Annotated in this window: 17 protein-coding genes and 1 tRNA gene; 7 read left to right on the top strand and 11 right to left on the bottom strand. The window is 67.4% G+C overall.

Annotation, left to right across the window (positions count from 1 at the left end; genetic code table 11):
• The first annotated feature begins 9 nt into the window (after positions 1-9).
• On the top strand, positions 10-1,104 hold the full coding sequence (locus NATOC_RS17990; RefSeq protein ID WP_015322912.1) for a M24 family metallopeptidase: 1,095 nt from the start codon (positions 10-12) through the stop codon (positions 1,102-1,104).
• A 3-nt stretch (positions 1,105-1,107) separates the two neighbouring features.
• On the opposite strand, the gene NATOC_RS17985 is transcribed toward NATOC_RS17990, so the two are convergent.
• The 11 genes from NATOC_RS17985 to NATOC_RS22040 all read right to left on the bottom strand — a co-directional run bounded on the left by NATOC_RS17985 (position 1,108) and on the right by NATOC_RS22040 (position 10,726).
• A complete protein-coding gene (locus NATOC_RS17985; protein ID WP_015322911.1) occupies positions 1,108-1,701 on the bottom strand; it encodes a helix-turn-helix domain-containing protein in 594 nt (197 codons plus the stop codon).
• A gap of 331 nt (positions 1,702-2,032) precedes the next feature.
• The gene (locus NATOC_RS17980; RefSeq protein WP_015322910.1) at positions 2,033-3,226 is read right to left on the bottom strand and encodes an AGE family epimerase/isomerase; all 1,194 of its coding nucleotides are present in this window, start codon (positions 3,224-3,226) and stop codon (positions 2,033-2,035) included.
• A gap of 106 nt (positions 3,227-3,332) precedes the next feature.
• The gene (locus NATOC_RS17975) at positions 3,333-4,415 is read right to left on the bottom strand and encodes a glutamate--cysteine ligase (RefSeq protein WP_015322909.1); all 1,083 of its coding nucleotides are present in this window, start codon (positions 4,413-4,415) and stop codon (positions 3,333-3,335) included.
• A gap of 97 nt (positions 4,416-4,512) precedes the next feature.
• On the bottom strand, positions 4,513-5,844 hold the full coding sequence (hcp, locus tag NATOC_RS17970) for a hydroxylamine reductase (protein WP_015322908.1): 1,332 nt from the start codon (positions 5,842-5,844) through the stop codon (positions 4,513-4,515).
• 166 nt (positions 5,845-6,010) lie between these two features.
• Positions 6,011-6,649 carry a fibrillarin-like rRNA/tRNA 2'-O-methyltransferase gene (locus NATOC_RS17965; protein WP_015322907.1) on the bottom strand — a complete coding sequence of 213 codons (639 nt, stop codon included), beginning with the start codon at positions 6,647-6,649 and terminating at the stop codon, positions 6,011-6,013.
• Complete coding sequence (locus NATOC_RS17960; protein ID WP_015322906.1) at positions 6,646-7,509, bottom strand: NOP5/NOP56 family protein; 864 nt, start codon at positions 7,507-7,509, stop codon at positions 6,646-6,648. Before NATOC_RS17960 ends, NATOC_RS17965 begins: the two co-directional genes overlap by 4 nt.
• A gap of 69 nt (positions 7,510-7,578) precedes the next feature.
• Positions 7,579-8,256, bottom strand: coding sequence for a hypothetical protein (locus tag NATOC_RS17955; RefSeq protein ID WP_015322905.1), 678 nt, complete (start codon positions 8,254-8,256; stop codon positions 7,579-7,581).
• Positions 8,257-8,313: 57 nt separating this feature from the next.
• Complete coding sequence (locus NATOC_RS17950) at positions 8,314-9,432, bottom strand: DUF63 family protein (RefSeq protein ID WP_015322904.1); 1,119 nt, start codon at positions 9,430-9,432, stop codon at positions 8,314-8,316.
• A 66-nt stretch (positions 9,433-9,498) separates the two neighbouring features.
• Positions 9,499-10,302, bottom strand: a complete 804-nt coding sequence (locus NATOC_RS17945; protein WP_015322903.1) for an inositol monophosphatase family protein — start codon at positions 10,300-10,302, stop codon at positions 9,499-9,501.
• A gap of 131 nt (positions 10,303-10,433) precedes the next feature.
• Positions 10,434-10,516: transfer RNA gene (locus NATOC_RS17940), tRNA-Leu, on the bottom strand.
• 48 nt (positions 10,517-10,564) lie between these two features.
• Positions 10,565-10,726, bottom strand: coding sequence for a hypothetical protein (locus NATOC_RS22040; protein WP_015322902.1), 162 nt, complete (start codon positions 10,724-10,726; stop codon positions 10,565-10,567).
• 205 nt (positions 10,727-10,931) lie between these two features.
• Between NATOC_RS22040 and NATOC_RS17930 the strand changes: the two genes are divergently transcribed.
• The 6 genes from NATOC_RS17930 to NATOC_RS17905 all read left to right on the top strand — a co-directional run bounded on the left by NATOC_RS17930 (position 10,932) and on the right by NATOC_RS17905 (position 14,641).
• On the top strand, positions 10,932-11,435 hold the full coding sequence (locus NATOC_RS17930; RefSeq protein WP_015322901.1) for a DUF309 domain-containing protein: 504 nt from the start codon (positions 10,932-10,934) through the stop codon (positions 11,433-11,435).
• Positions 11,436-11,515: 80 nt separating this feature from the next.
• Positions 11,516-12,313, top strand: a complete 798-nt coding sequence (locus NATOC_RS17925; RefSeq protein ID WP_015322900.1) for a M14 family metallopeptidase — start codon at positions 11,516-11,518, stop codon at positions 12,311-12,313.
• A 103-nt stretch (positions 12,314-12,416) separates the two neighbouring features.
• Positions 12,417-12,974: a YeeE/YedE family protein gene (locus NATOC_RS17920; RefSeq protein WP_015322899.1), complete on the top strand. Its 558-nt coding sequence runs from the start codon at positions 12,417-12,419 to the stop codon at positions 12,972-12,974.
• Positions 12,975-13,059: 85 nt separating this feature from the next.
• Entirely contained in the window at positions 13,060-13,527 is a 468-nt protein-coding gene (locus NATOC_RS17915; RefSeq protein ID WP_015322898.1) for a DUF6691 family protein, read from the top strand.
• 72 nt (positions 13,528-13,599) lie between these two features.
• The gene (locus NATOC_RS17910) at positions 13,600-13,944 is read left to right on the top strand and encodes a glutaredoxin family protein (protein WP_015322897.1); all 345 of its coding nucleotides are present in this window, start codon (positions 13,600-13,602) and stop codon (positions 13,942-13,944) included.
• Between the two features lie 115 nt (positions 13,945-14,059).
• Positions 14,060-14,641: a DUF7110 family protein gene (locus tag NATOC_RS17905; protein ID WP_015322896.1), complete on the top strand. Its 582-nt coding sequence runs from the start codon at positions 14,060-14,062 to the stop codon at positions 14,639-14,641.
• Positions 14,642-14,664 lie beyond the last annotated feature (23 nt).

Below are 14,664 nucleotides of genomic sequence, written 5' to 3'. Positions count from 1 at the left end.
GCGCTTGTCATGGACAAACGCACCCGACTCGAGCGCGCGCTCGACCGCCGCGAGCTCGACTCGATCTGGTTCGCTCGACCGAACTCCTTCGCCTGGCTCACCGGAGGCGACAACGTCGTCGACCGGGAGGGCGACGCCGGCGTCGCGGCCGTCGGCTTCGACGAGGAGTTCCGTGTGCTGACCGACACCATCGAGGCCGACCGCATCGCGGCCGAGGAGCTGCCCGACCTCGAGGACGTCGCCGTCGAACGGTTCCCCTGGTACGACGCCTCGCTCGTGGAGGCGATCGCCGACCGCATGGAGGACGAACGCGCCGCAGCCGATATCGACGTCCCGGGGCTCGAACCTGTCGACCCGACGGCGCTGCGCCAGCCCCTAACCGAGCGCGACCGCGAGCGCTACCGCGATCTCGGGCGGGAAACTGCAGGTGCGCTCGAGTCAGTCTGCCGGGAGCTCGAGCCCGACGACACCGAACGGGAGGTCGCGACGGCGCTGCGGGTCGCGCTCTCGGCGCGGGAGATCGAGACGCCCGTCGTCCTCGTCGGCGGCGGCGAGCGCGCACGCCAGTACCGCCACTACACCCCGACCGAGGCGGAGCTGGACGACTACGTTCTCGTCTCGGTGACCGCCGAGCGCCACGGCCTGCACGCGAGCTGTACCCGCGCCGTCGCCTTCGATCCGCCGAGCTGGCTCGAGCAGCGCCACCGCGCTGCGACTCGCGTCGAGACGACGGCGCTTGCAGCGACACACGAGGCCGCGAGGACGGACGGAACTGCGGGTGCGGTCTTCGACGCGATCCGGGAGGCCTACGACGGCGTCGGGTACGACGGCGAGTGGGAGCACCACCACCAGGGCGGCGCCGCCGGCTTCGCCGGGCGGGAGTGGATCGCGACCCCCGACCACGACGCGACGGTCCGGACGCCGATGGCCTACGCCTGGAACCCAACGGTCCAGGGCGCGAAAAGCGAGGATACCGTGCTGGTCGACGACGAGATCGAGCCGCTCACGAGTACCGGAGAGTGGCCGACCCTGTCGACGACCGCCGTCGGCGAGTACGAACTCGAACTCGAGCGACCCGCCGTGCTCGGACTCGAAGAAAACTGAGGGCTACCGGTCCGTCTCCGCGGAATCGCCGTCGTCGCTCTCCGTCTCGTCGCTCGGATCGATGTCCATGTCGTCTTCGAGAGCCATCGGATCGGTGTCGTCCGTCGCGTCGCCGTCGTCGACCGTGATCGTCACCGGTTCGAGTTCGGCCTCCTCGAGCGCGTCGTTCCGGTCGAGGACGCGATCGAGCGTGAAGATGGTGTTGAGCTCGCGCTGGACCTGATCGACGACGCCGCCGACGAGCTCGCTGGGCTGGATCGCCGTGTACTCGTACGGGTTGTTCCCCGCTCCCTGACTCTCGCGTTTCTCCCGGCTGACGCGCTCTTCCTCGTGGAGCTCCGCCAGCGCCTCCCGGACGGTGCTCGGGTAGAGCCCGGTCCCCTTCGCGACCTCCTCGGAGGTGCTGCCGGGGCTTGCCAGCAGGTGGACGTAGATCTTCGCGCGGGTCTCCGTATCGAGAATCCACGAGAGCAGATCGACGATGCGCTGGTCGACCTCCTCGACGGTCGCCGCTCGATCCATCCCGTCGACCGCGGGTCGTTCGTCGTCCCCGATCACGTCCTCGCCCGAACGGTCGTCAGTGTCGTCTAAAGCCATGTCCCTCTCGTGTTCACGAGACCGCGTGTATGGATAAACCTTTGCGGGACCCTCGAGCGAGCACGTAACAGAATTCCAAGACACTCTCTTCCCATTCTTTCACTATCGCTCAGACTACTCTCGACAACAGCCTCACTGGAAACAGTGGGGGAACGGAGAACCTCGATCGTCAACTCTCGCTGTGCGAGCGTATTACTGAAATCGTGGGTCCGGCGATCGGAGGCCAGTAGCTCTCGAGCGGACGGCTCAGATCCGCGGTTCGAGCAGCTCCGCTTCGTCCTCGATCCGTCGGTTGTGCAGCGCCCGCCCGCTCGATCGATCGAAACCGCCGTCACTCGAAGGCGGCTGGCTCGTCCTCGAGGACGTCCATCGCGAGCCAGCAGTTCGTCAGCGGGTGGTAGCCCGGTTCGACGGCCGTCCCGCGGTTCGGATCGTCGCGCTCGTGGCTGCGGGTCAGGCGCTCGTACCAGTTGCCGTACTTGGGATTCCGGAGGTGCTCGACCGAGTGCTCCCAGAGGCGGTCGTACCAGTCGGCGTACGCCTCGTCGTGCGGGGCGAGCAAGGCGCTGGCGCCGATGGCCTCCGTGTGGACCCAGCCGTACTTGTCGGGGACGATCGGCTCGCCGTCGGCCGCGACCGTGTAGTAGAGCCCGCCGTACTCCTCGTCCCAGCCGAGCTCGATCGCGGTGTCGAACAGCTCGATAGCGCGCTCGAGGGGCCACGACGCCGACCCGTGGTCGTCGAGCAGGGCGAGCAGCTTCGCCCACTCCGCGTGGTGGCCCGGCTGGTAGCCCGGCGGACGAAACTGGTGGCGGGGCTCGTCCTCGTTGTACGAGAGATCGGGCTCCCAGTCCTCGGTGTAGTGTTCCCACAGCAGGCCGTCGGTCGCGCTCGTCACCTCACGGGTAAAGCGGTCGGCGACCGTGGTCGCACGCTCGAGGAAGCGGTCCTCGCCGGTGGCCTCGTAGGCCGCGAGCAGCGCCTCGCAGGCGTGCATGTTCGCGTTCTGACCGCGGTAGCTCGCGAGCGCCCAGTCAGGCGAGGCCCGGTCCGCGTACAGGCCGTGCTCGGGCTCCCAGAACCGCTCCTCGAGGACGTCGAACACCCGTTCGAGCTCTGCCCGGGCGCCGGGAATTCCGGCCTGCAGAGCTCGCGCCCCGGCCAGCAGGACGAAGGCGTGGCCGTAACAGTAGCGGGTGCGGTCGGTCGACTCCCGGCTGTCGAGCAGCCAGTCGTACCCCTCGCGGTCGGCGTCCCAGTGGGCCGTCGAGAGGAATCGCAGGCCGTGTTCGGCGGCGTACCGACACCAGTCGGGGCCGTCGGCGAGGACGCCCAGGCTGAAGTTGTGGACGCCCCGCGCCGTCGCGACGAGGTGTCTCGTCCGCGAGTCGTAGATGTGGCCGTCGCGTTCGTCGAGCTGGGCGACGTACCCGCCGACCGTCGTGTCGATACAGGCCGGATAGTAGAAGTTCAGGACGTCGCGGAACTGGTGGCGGAGTCCCGCTCGGGTCCGGTAGACGTTCATGGCTCGTCGTATCCGACGGGATCACATAGTGATTCGGACGCTGCACGCGGGGCGCCGCGGACGCTGCGCTGATCGCTGTCCGCGAACGGACGAACGAAAAATTCGGTCAGTGCGTCTCGAGCAGCAGCGACTCGCAGAGTGCGTCGGATCCTTCCTTCTCGCGCAGGCGTCGCTGGCGTTCGGCACCGCTCTCGCGCTCGTAGACCTCCCGGATCCCGTCGATCCCCAGCCGTTCGCACTCCCGGTCGACGAGTTCGCCCAGGTCGACGGTCCCATCGAGATCCCGATCGATGAGCGAGACGTCCTGTCCGTGGCGGATCGCGCGCCACTTGTTCTCGTCGAGCAGCTCCCGTCGGTGGTCGTGGCCTGGGGTTCCGTCCTCGTACTCCTCGGCGAGGACGTCGACCAGGGCGTGGGCGTACTCGACGAACGCCAGCACGACGTCGGGGTCGGCCTGCCCGTCGGGCGTTCGCAGCTCGACGGTGCCGTGGGCGGTGTGGGGACGGACGTCGTACCAGAGCTCGCCCCGGTCCTCGATCGCGTCGGTCTCGAGCATTCGGCGCTCGAACCGATCGAACGCCGCGTAGTCCTCGAAGGCGGTCGGCATCCCGGTGTTAGGCAGGGCCTCGAAGATCTTCGCGCGGGCCGACTGGAGCCCGGTGTCGAACCCGTTCCAGTACGGCGAATTGGCGGAGAGCGCGAGCATCACGGGCATATACCAGCGCAACTCGTTTGCGATCCAGACCGCCTTGTCGGCGTCGTCGACGCCGACGTGGACGTGCAGCCCCGCGGTCGTGTTACGGTGCTGGGGGTACTGGATACGCTCGAGTTGGGAGCGATACCGGGGTTTCTCTGCGTGTTCGAGTTCGCGCCACTTCGCGAGCGGGTGGAGTCCCGCCGCGGCGATCCGGTAGCCGTGGGCCTCGGCATGGTCGGTCAGCGCCTCCCGGACCTCGAGCAGCGATTCGCGGGCGTCGCTTGGCTCCTCGATCAGCGGGGTCTGGGTCTCGATAACGAACTTGAACAGCTCGTGGTCGAGTCGCCCCTCGAGGATCTCGGGGGGATCGTGTTCGTAGACGAGTTCGTCGGTGCCGCTGGTCGGGCGGCCCCCCTCGTCGACGACGTAGAACTCCTCCTCGATCCCGAGCGTGCCCATGCGCGTGAACGATTCCGGCGACCCGCGTTCCATCGGTGCCACGTTTCGGCCGCGCCGATAAATACCGTTTGGCTCGGGATCGCGAACGCGCGCTCGACGTTTCGGCCGGTTCCCGACTGTTCGACGCGGGTTAATCGTCCGCGGGCGAGGGCCCGGTCGCCGCGCCGGGCACCGGTTCGCCGAGCATCTCCCGGAGGTCCGCCTCGGGCTCGCCGATCGGCTGCAGGCCGAACTCCTCGTGGAGCAGCTCGACGTTCGACTCGGTGAGAAACTCCGGCACCGTCGGCCCCAGCCGGACGTCCTCAACGCCGAGGTGGAGCAGGCCCAGCAGGACGGCGATCGCCTTCTGCTCGAACCACGATAGCACCACCGACAGCGGGAGGTCGTTGACGCCGCAGTCGAACGCCTCCGCGAGCGCACCCGCGATCTTCACCGTCGAGATCGAGTTGTTACACTGCCCGAGGTCGACGTAGCGGGGAATCTCGGTGCCGGGCACGGTCCCCATCTCGAGGTCGTTGAACCGGAACTTCCCGCACGAGGTCGTCAGCACGACGCAGTCGTCGGGGATCTGTTTGACGAGTTCGCGGTAGTAGTCCCGCCCGGGCGTCGGGCCGTCACAGCCCGCGACGACGAAGAAGCGCCGGAGCTTGCCCGACTCGACGGCCTCGACGATCTCGTCGACCTGATCGAGGACGGGCTCGTGGTGGAACCCGGTCGTGACGGTCTCGTCGCTCTCCCAGTCGACCGCCGGCAGCGATTTCGCCTTCTCGATCACGGGCTCGAAGTCGTACTCCTCGAGCGCCCCGACGTCCTCGAGACCGGTCAGCCCGGTCGTGAAGAACCGATCGCGGTACTCCTCCGTGGGCGGCTGGACGCAGTTCGTCGTGCCGATGATCGCGCCCGGGAACTCGGCGAAGAGCAGCCGCTGATCGTGCCAGGCACCGCCGACGTTGCCCTTCAGGTGGTCGAACGTCGCGAGCTCGGGGTAGCCGTGAGCCGGCAGCATCTCCGAGTGGGTGTAGACGTTGATCGGTTCCTCGGCGGTCTGTTCGAGCAGCTGCTTGAGTCCGTAGAGGTCGTGGCCCGTCACGAGGATCGAGTGGCCCTCGACGGTGTTCTGGGGGACCTCCGTCGGCTCGGGCACCCCGAGCTCGGTCGTGTGGGCCTCGTCGAGCAGCTCCATCACGTCGACGGCCGCCTTCCCGGCCCGCATCGCCAGGTCGACGTGGTCGTCCCTGTCGAAGTTGACGTTGGTCAGCGTCGAGTACAGCGCCTCGTGGACGAGGGCGTCGACGTCGGGGTCACGGTAGCCCATGTCGCGGGCGTGGGTCGCGTACGCCGAGATCCCCTTGAGTCCGTAGATGACGAGCTCCTGTAGCCCGTTGATGTCGGGTTCCTTGCCACAGACGCCCCGAACCGTACAGCCCCCCTCGGGCGTTTGCTCGCACTGGTTGCAATCCATACTCGACTCACGGAACGGCGACCACATAACAGCCGAGCGCAATTCCCGCAGGCTCGCAATACCCGCAAAACGGGTTCGGGCTGGGGTTTATCTACCTCTGCTATGACGGTCCGTTCGACTGACCAGTCTGGCGCGGATACCGTTCACGCGACGCGTCCTCGGCCGACTACCGCGGGCGCGCGACGACCCCGAGGTGGTCTGCGTGGTAGTCGTCGAGCCGTTGCGTCTCGAGGACGTCGTACCCCTCGGCCAGCTCCTCGCGGACGTCGGCGAAGACGGCGCCGGGCTCGCGGGTGACGTCCTCGCTTCTGGCCTTGACCGCGAGCACCAGTCGGCCGTCCTCGGCGAGAAAGCGTGCGTTCTCGAGGGCGACACGGGCCTGCCCTCGGGTCGCGACGTCCTGGACGAGAACGTCAACGTCGCGCTCGACGACGTGGGCGTAGGTCTCGGGTTTCCGGGCGTCCGCGAGCAGCGGGAAGAGGCGGGGTCGGGAGTCGGCCGCCTCGAGGAGGTCCCGGACCGGACGCGGGGCGAACTCGACGGCGTAGGTCGGACCCGCGACGTCGGCGACGTGGCTGACGGTCGTGCCGCTGGCGGCGCCGAGATACAGCACCGTCTCGTCGTCCCCGCCGACGAGACCGGTGTCCATCCCGAGGGCGAGCATCGCGCCGAGCTTCGATCGGTTCGGGTTCCAGGCGCGCCACTTGCCGTCGGTGGGCTCGCCGTAGACGGGCTCGCCCCGCGTCGCGAGCTGTTCGTCACCGTCGAACTGACGGCGCTCGACGCCCGCGGGAAGGTCGCTCACTCGCCGTCACCCCCGTCGTCGTCGGTTCGAGCCTGGATCGTCTCGATGCGCTCCTCGAGTTCGGCCTCGAGCTCTGGCTTGCGCTCGCCCGAGTAGTGGTCGACGCGGGCCGCGATAGCCAGTTTGCCCGCGACCGCCCGCGCCGCGGAGCCCCGTTCGTCGGGGTGGGTGCCCCGCACCGCGTCGTGGGTGTAGATGATCCCGTGTTTCGGCGAGGACGCGTGCCCCCGGAGGTGGGCGAAGAGGGCGTCCTCGGCGCCCAGCACCTGCACGGTTCCGCTGGGTTGCTTCGCGAGCGGTTCGAGCCCGCCGGCCAGCGAGATCAGCCGGGCCGCGAGCACGGGGCCGGCCAGCGCCGCGAGGTTCGGCGCGACGGTTGGGGTCTCCCGCTCGACGTACTCCCGCAGGGCCTCGGCCTCGTCGGCCAGTCCGGCGATCCGCTCGGCGAGCGAGCGAACTCGGGGGTGGTCGACGGCGTCCTCGTCGCCCGCGAGTTCGCGGGCGTAGTCGACGCCCGTTCCCGCGTCGGGATCGATCGTGCCGGCCCACTCGGCGAGCCGTTCGGCGAGCTCGTTGGCCGTGCGCGTACAGTCGTCCATCGTCCGCACCGCGTGGACGAGCTGTCGGTCGTCGGCCCGCTCGGCCCGTTTGACGGCCTCGCGGGTCGCCGTCGTCGTCGCCTCCTTGAGTCGGTCGTAGTACTCCGCCGTGTCGCTCGCGAAGCCCGCCTCGACGGCCAGGTTCGGCCAGTCCCGGGGCTCCGGTGTCGTTCCATCCGCGATCGCGGCGGCCGCGTCCTCGCGGTCACCGGGCTCGAGATCGGCGAACCAGCCCGCTTCCGCGGGCGAATCTGCTGTCATACCCGTCCCTTGTATCTCGGGGCGGTAAGTCGTTCCCGATCCGCCACGGGCGCGAACCCTCGGCTACCGCTACCGGTCTCTCGCGACGATGTCGTCGATCGTGTCGAGCCTGACATCGTGGCCCTCGCTTTCGCCAGGCAGGATGTCGCCCAGCGCGGCGCCGAACGCGCCGGCCGCCCAGATGACCGTGATCCGGGCGAACGCCTCGAGGGTCGTCGGATCCTCCTCGTAGATCCGGCCCCACATGACCATCAGTCCTGCCGCGGTGAGAAAGGAGATCGCCAACACACCCACGAGGCGCCGCGGAACGACGCCGAACAGCGGGCTCGTCACGTCGACGTCCCGAATGTCGGTCCAGTAGAGCAACCCGGTCGTGAGGACGCCGACGAACAGGACGTTCGCGATGAGAAAGACCGGGATCCCCGACACCGTCGTGGTGACGAAGTGGTCAGCGATCTCGAAGACGCCGTCCTCGACGAGCAGCGGCAGCGCAAGCAGGATGCTGCCGACGAACGCCTCGGCCATGTCGCGGGCCGTGTACTTCCGGATCCCCTGCTCGACCGCGTCCAGCCCGGGGATGCGGTGGGCCGTTCGCATTGCCTTCCGGACCTGTTCGCGCTCGTCGGGGTGGTCGACGAGTTCCTCGAGCTCCTCCAGATGCTCGAGGAGCCGATCGACGTCGTCGCTCGGGTTCGACGAGCGGTCGGGTTCGCGCTCGTCGTCGACCGGTGGCTCTCGCTCGCTCATTCAGCAGCCACGTCCGAGAGAGAGGAGAAAAGCGCGTCGACTCGAGCTCGCGCGAAGTTAGACGCCGAACGTCGCCCGGAGCATGTCGCGGGTGCCGGGCCCGAGTCCGACGGCGACGACGGCGACCAACAGGAGATACGCGAACTGCGGACTCTCCTCGAAGATCTCCTCGTTGAACAGCCAGATGATGGCCACAGGTGCGGCGAGTTTCAGGAGGGCAAAGGGCCACGCGCTGCCGATGACCTCCGCGCTCTGAGGCAGAAGCGCACTCGTGTACGTGACGATCGCGTCGTTGACGGGGTGTTTCGGCGTGTAGGTCATCCCCCAGACGTGTGACCAGTCGAGCATCAGCTGGTTCGCGAAGCCGTCGACGGCGTGGGCCCAGATGATCACGATTCCCATGTACCGGGTACCCGCGTTCAGCCCGGGTGCGAACCGCTCGATCGCGAGCCAGACGACGGCCGTCGAGACGGTCGCAGCCGTGAGCACGATCGCCGGAATCGTCCAGTAGAACGTCGAGTACGTCTCGGTCGCGGCCGTGTATCCGAGAAAGCCCAGCGTCGCCGCGAGCGCGACGGCGCCGACTCCGAACAGCGGATACTCGTAGCCCGAGACGTACTCCTTTCGCTCGAGCCAGACGCCGGCGACGATCGCGACCAGCGCGACCAGGAAGACGGTGACGTAGATCAGCGGGCTGATCAGAAAGCCCGACCACGGCAGCTCGATCGCCAGCTCACCCGTGTCGCGGTAGGCCGCGACGTTCGCGTCCTCGACGGTTCGCAGGGCGCCGCCGAACAGCATGAACGGGAACAGCGCGAAAAAGCCCGCTCGGTAGCGCTCGATGTCGAGCCAGTCGATGATGAAGTAGATCCCGATCAGCAACAACAGGAGCGTCGGGATGTAGCCGGCGTAGGAGACCGCCGTGTAGCCGGGCTCGGCGGTCGGGCCGGCGCCGGTACCGGCCTCGTTGCAGGGGATCTCGGCGCCGCCGGCCCACGCGACGCAGTTCCAGCCGTGGGCGTCGGCGACGACTGGCCCCCAGTAGTACTGCCAGATGAGATCGACGTACACTCGCTGTGGAAACGCCACCGCGAGGGCGACGATGGCGGCAGCGAGCACGAGGACGGTCGCGGCCCAGATCCGCACGGCCCCGAACCGTTCGATGTACTCGTCCATACTCGATACCCGTGGGAGCGACCGCTTACCGTTTCCGGTTTACACTCCGAGAAAAAACCCGCCCGCCTACGGGTCGATCCCTCGCGCAGCCTCGAGCAGCTCCTCGTGAACCGCGCCGTTCGAGGCGACCAACCCCTCGCTGTCGTGGCGCCAGCGCTCACCCTCGAGGTCGGTCACTTGGCCCCCAGCCTGCCGGATCAGGTGGACGCCGGCGACGGTGTCCCAGGGGTTCGCCCGCAGGTTCGTGGTGATCCCCTCGAGGGCACCCGAAGCGACCATCGCGAGCCCGAGCTGAGCGCAGCCGAACCGTCGCATGTCGCCGAAACGGGTCACGATCTCGCGGTTCGCGGCGGCGTACTGATCGCGGTGGTCGAAGTCCCACCAGAACGTCGGCGAGACCGTCGCGGCCTCGGGGTCGGCGCAATCGCTGACCGCGATCGGCTCGTCGTTCCGGAACGCCCCCTCGGGACCGCTCCGGTACTCGTCGTCCAGGGCCGGACACACCGTCGCGGCGCCGACGGGTTCGCCGTCGACGACCGCGGCGACGGCGGTACCGAACGATCGGATCCCCCGGACGAAGTTGTTCGTCCCGTCGATGGGGTCGACGATCCAGGCCGGCCCCGATTCGGGAACCTCCTTCAGTTCGTCCTCTTCCTCGCCGACGACGGGGTCGTCGGGGTAGGTCTCGCGGATCGCCTCGATCACCGCGACCTGGGCCTCGCGGTCGGCCCGCGTGACGACGTCGGTCTTGCCGTTTTTCGTCTCGACCTCCAGGGTCGTGCGAAACGCCTCGCCGGCGACAGCGGCGCCCGCTCGGGCCGCCCGTACGGCGGTGTCGGCGCGTCGATCGAGCTCGTCGGAGTCGCTCATTGTTCGGTTTCGGTGGGCCGCCGTCAAAAAGGGATCACGTTTCGGATCGACGCGGCGCAGTCGCTGGCGGATCGTCGGTCGCGAGAAGCTTTGCGAGGGCAAGAGGCTCGCTCTTGCCGCACTCTGGTGAGTGCGAGGGGAGGGAATCGAACCCACGAACGTCTACACGAGCGGATCTTGAGTCCGCCGCCGTTGACCGCTTGGCTACCCTCGCACGCGGTCGACGGTTGGTGACTATCGTATGAATACCCTGCGGTTCTCGCTACGCCCGTAGTCCGCACCCGGGGACGTCCTCGACCGAGGACGTCCCGTCGATAGGCTCGAGCAGGTGACGGGCGTTACAGTTGTGACACGCGTAGCCCCCCTCAACGTGTCCGAAGAGCCGTCCGCCACAGCGCAGACAGCGACCGTCCGGATGTTTCATCGACCGTGGATCGCTCGTCGCTCGAAATAAGTATTCCGGGTGCGGCCGGAACGGATCGGATCGCTGTCGTACGGTTCGGTGTCGAGACGGTCCGACGCCGGCAAGCGGCGCAACGAGCGAAACGAACGGGGTCCTCGAGCCCGAAGGGGTGAGTGATGGGAACCGCACCGTTCGCCGAGTCGCTCCGAACGTCGTTTCGAGTCCGATGACCGACCACACGCGAGACTACTCCGTCGCGCCGCCGATCTCGGGGGAGCCGACGGGCTGGGATCCCGACCGTGGGGAGTCGAACGGCTGGGAACACGGCACGCTCCGGCGGGCTGTCGTCCACGGCGTGCGGCTGTTCAACGACCGCGCGTTCCACGAGTCCCACGACTGTTTCGAACACGAGTGGTACAACTACGGCCACGGGACGACGGAGAGCTCCTTCCTGCACGGGATGGTTCAGGTCGCCGCCGGTGCCTACAAGCGAGCCGACTTCGAGGACGACGACGGGATGCGAAGCCTGTTCCGGACGGCCCTGCAGTACCTACAGGGGATCCCCGACGACTACTACGGCGTCGACGTTCGTGAGGTCCGTCAAACCCTGGAGACGGCCCTCGAGGAGCCGGCTGCGATCGACGGCTGGCTAATTCCGCTGGACGGCGAGCGACCGACCGCCCGACCGATCGATCGAGAGTACGCGGCCGACGTCGAGACCGGTCCCTGAGAGTGGGGGTTCGCCGTCGCTTGCGGCCGCGCCCATGCTGGACCGAACTGCATTTGAGGTCGAAGTTCGTACGACTGATAATGAAAGTTGCACAGCTCGGGTCCGGAACGCCCGAGATAGCGGTTGTCGGAGGAATTCACGGCGACGAGCCCTGCGGGGTTCGCGCCGTCGAGCGGTTGCTCGACGAGAACCCGTCCGTCGAGCGTCCCGTCAAGCTCGTGATCGCCAACGAGGAGGCGCTCGAGCGACGGGTACGGTTCGTCGACGAGGACCTCAACCGGGCGTTTCCGGGCGATCCGGACGCCAAGACCCACGAGGGACGGCTCGCCAACGAGCTCGTCGAGGAGCTGTCGGGCTGTTTCACGTTCTCGATGCACTCCACGCAGAGCCACGCCGAACCGTTCGCCATCGTCAACGAGATCGGCGAACGGGCGAAGTCGATCTGTCCGCAGCTGCCCGTGCAGGCGATGGTCGAGACCAGCGAGTTTGCCGAGGGACGGCTGTTCTCCGAGATCGACACCGTCGAGGTCGAGTGCGGACTGCAGGGTTCCGAGACGGCAGCCCAGAACGCCCACCGGCTCACCCGGGCGTTTCTGACCGCCGTTGGCGCTCTGCCCGGCGACACGGTCGGTCGCGACCTGCCGGTGTACCGGCTCGTCGACGCCATTCCGAAAGGCGAGGCCGACAGCTACGAGGTCTTCGTCGACAACTTCACCGAGATCGAGCCGGGCGATCCCTTTGCTGCGGCCGACGGCGACATGCAGGTCGCCACCGAATCCTTCTACCCCGTGCTCATGTCCTCGTACGGCTACCGCGACGTCTTCGGCTACGCCGCCGAGAAGCTCGACGTTGTGACGACGTCGAGTGCAGCCGACTGATCGCGCGGCAGTCGCCCCGGGACGGCTCGGGAACGGCTCCGAGATACGCACAAGTTTCCCCGAGTGAGGAGGATTGATGCCTCGGCGTCCCTAGCGGTCGTATATGGCAGTAACACCACTCCTCGCGGTCGCGTTCGGGGAGCTGTTCCCGAACGGGATCAGCCACTACGCGATCGGCGGTCTCCTCGTCGGTCTCGGTACCGTCGTCATCTATCTGGGCACCGGCATCGCCGCCGGCGCGAGCACGTTCCTCGAGTCGACCCTGTCGTACGTCTCGAACCTCTCGCGGTTCCAGCGGTACCGCGCTTCGCGGGACTGGCGGGTCGTGTTCACGCTGGGAATCGTCGCCGGCGCGGCCGTCTACGCGGTCACGTTCCAGTCCGGTCTGGTCTCGAGTTCGCTCCACCAGCCCGCGACGACCGGACAGCTCTACGACGTCGGCGGACTGACGCTGTGGCTGACCGACGTCCAGCCCTGGCGGCTGTTCCTCGGGGGAATCCTCATCGGGATCGGAACCCGCGTCGGCAAGGGGTGTACCTCGGGCCACGGCGTCTGTGGCGTCGGCTCGGCCTCGAGCGCCTCTCTCGTCGGCGTCGCGACCTTCCTGCTCGTTGCGATCGGCGTCGCCCAGTTGGTGCAGGCGCTGGGGGTGAGTCCCTGATGAACGGGATTCGAGCCGCGCGAGAATCCCGGAGACGCCAGCGGCGAGCGAAACGAACCGCGAGCTACGAACGGAGGTGTGAGCGATGAGCGCCGACCACGAGCAACATCCGCTGTTCATGCCGCTGGTGTTCGTCGGCGGACTGATCTTCGGCTTCGGACTCGGCTTCAGCCACATGGCCCAGCCCGAGATCGTCCTGAACTTCCTGCAGTTCGAGGACTTCGGACTGCTCTTTGTCATGTTCGGTGCCGCGGTCGTGACGGGGATCACCTTCTTCGGAATCAAACACGTCCGAGGGACGGCACCGCTTACCGGAACCGCCTACGGCCGTCGGCTGAAGACGCTCGACCGAAACGTCGTCCTCGGGGGCGGGATCTTCGGCGTCGGCTGGGGGCTGTCGGGGATCTGTCCCGGCGCGGCCTACGCCAGCCTCGGGATCGGCAACGTCGCGATCCTCTACGGGATCGCCGGTATGTTCGTCGGCGCGTACGTTCAGGGCTACCTGCGGTCGGCCGACGCCGGGGACGATACCCCGGCCTCGACGGCCGACTGACGGTGCCGGATCGAATCGGCGCACGATCACCGGGGACGTAAGGTCTATCCCCGTCACGTTCGTACCCCCGGTATGGACTTCCCACCGAATCAGGGGCTCGACCAGGACGAGGTCAACGAACAGGTCGCCGAGACCCTCGAGGACAACGAGGTCGTCCTCTTTATGAAGGGAACCGAACTGATGCCCCAGTGTGGCTACTCCCGTCGCGCGCTCGGGCTGATCGACCAGTACCGCGACGAGTACGAGACCGTCGACGTCCTCGACTCGCTCGACGAGTACCGGGCGGCCCTCGAAGAACAGAGCGGCTGGGAGACGATTCCCCAGACGTACGTCGACGGTGAGTTCGTCGGCGGGTCGGACATCCTCGCGGAGCTCGAGGAGCGCGGCGAACTGGCCGAGACGCTCGCGGACGAATAGCTCGCGCCGAAACCGAGTTGAATTTATTCCTTATATAGGGCCTCGAATTTAATAGCAGGTCATATAAGCCACGCGACCGTATTATAAGCCAGCGAGCGCTCCACACCTTCCCACTATGTCCACAGAGGAATCCAGACACGTATATCGGCTGCACTCGACCCTCGAACTGCCCCTCGAAGACCTCCACGACCACATCGACGAGGCGACGTTTCCCGACGGCGTCTCGGATGTCGAGATCACGCGACGCAACAACACGCTGATCCTGAAGGCCGTCGCCAAGGACGAATCGGTCAGCAAGTACACTCCGACGGCCCAGCTCAAGGCCAGCGTCACCGAGAACCGGGTCTACGAGGAAGACCCCGACGAGCGACACAACTCGTTCCGCTGGGACGAGGACGAAGAGGAAGAGATCGAATCGGAGCTCGTCGAGTTCGCCGCGTTCAAGGGCGACCGCGAGACCGTCCTCCAGAACTCGCTGTTGCAGTACGAGATGTTCCTCGTCCTCTGTGAGATCGCCGAGGCCGCCGAGAAGGGAACCCTGACCGCGATCGCCGAGTTCGACGGCGAGCTCGAGGCGACCCGTATCGTCGAGGGCGAGCCCCGACCCGCCGACATCGAGGTCGTCGAAGGTCCGCGGGACCACAGCTCGAGCCAGGGCGGCGTCAACTGGCGGGACAACAAGTTCATCAGCGACTGACCGTCGCCGACACGGGAGTTCTA

The organism is Natronococcus occultus SP4 (genome assembly GCF_000328685.1).
Lineage (GTDB): Archaea > Halobacteriota > Halobacteria > Halobacteriales > Natrialbaceae > Natronococcus > Natronococcus occultus.
The sequence above is the reverse complement of the archived record's forward strand: the minus strand, read 5'-3'. Positions and strand labels throughout refer to the sequence as shown.

Excerpts from the sequence above, each read along its gene's own strand:
- NATOC_RS17990 (WP_015322912.1), top strand. The coding sequence starts at position 10 with ATGGACAAACGCACCCGACTCGAGCGCGCGCTCGACCGCCGCGAGCTC.
- NATOC_RS17985 (WP_015322911.1), bottom strand. The coding sequence starts at position 1,701 with ATGGCTTTAGACGACACTGACGACCGTTCGGGCGAGGACGTGATCGGG.
- NATOC_RS17980 (WP_015322910.1), bottom strand. The coding sequence starts at position 3,226 with ATGAACGTCTACCGGACCCGAGCGGGACTCCGCCACCAGTTCCGCGAC.
- NATOC_RS17975 (WP_015322909.1), bottom strand. The coding sequence starts at position 4,415 with ATGGAACGCGGGTCGCCGGAATCGTTCACGCGCATGGGCACGCTCGGG.
- hcp (WP_015322908.1), bottom strand. The coding sequence starts at position 5,844 with ATGGATTGCAACCAGTGCGAGCAAACGCCCGAGGGGGGCTGTACGGTT.
- NATOC_RS17960 (WP_015322906.1), bottom strand. The coding sequence starts at position 7,509 with ATGACAGCAGATTCGCCCGCGGAAGCGGGCTGGTTCGCCGATCTCGAG.
- NATOC_RS17955 (WP_015322905.1), bottom strand. The coding sequence starts at position 8,256 with ATGAGCGAGCGAGAGCCACCGGTCGACGACGAGCGCGAACCCGACCGC.
- NATOC_RS17950 (WP_015322904.1), bottom strand. The coding sequence starts at position 9,432 with ATGGACGAGTACATCGAACGGTTCGGGGCCGTGCGGATCTGGGCCGCG.
- NATOC_RS17945 (WP_015322903.1), bottom strand. The coding sequence starts at position 10,302 with ATGAGCGACTCCGACGAGCTCGATCGACGCGCCGACACCGCCGTACGG.
- NATOC_RS22040 (WP_015322902.1), bottom strand. The coding sequence starts at position 10,726 with ATGAAACATCCGGACGGTCGCTGTCTGCGCTGTGGCGGACGGCTCTTC.
- NATOC_RS17930 (WP_015322901.1), top strand. The coding sequence starts at position 10,932 with ATGACCGACCACACGCGAGACTACTCCGTCGCGCCGCCGATCTCGGGG.
- NATOC_RS17925 (WP_015322900.1), top strand. The coding sequence starts at position 11,516 with ATGAAAGTTGCACAGCTCGGGTCCGGAACGCCCGAGATAGCGGTTGTC.
- NATOC_RS17920 (WP_015322899.1), top strand. The coding sequence starts at position 12,417 with ATGGCAGTAACACCACTCCTCGCGGTCGCGTTCGGGGAGCTGTTCCCG.
- NATOC_RS17915 (WP_015322898.1), top strand. The coding sequence starts at position 13,060 with ATGAGCGCCGACCACGAGCAACATCCGCTGTTCATGCCGCTGGTGTTC.
- NATOC_RS17910 (WP_015322897.1), top strand. The coding sequence starts at position 13,600 with ATGGACTTCCCACCGAATCAGGGGCTCGACCAGGACGAGGTCAACGAA.
- NATOC_RS17905 (WP_015322896.1), top strand. The coding sequence starts at position 14,060 with ATGTCCACAGAGGAATCCAGACACGTATATCGGCTGCACTCGACCCTC.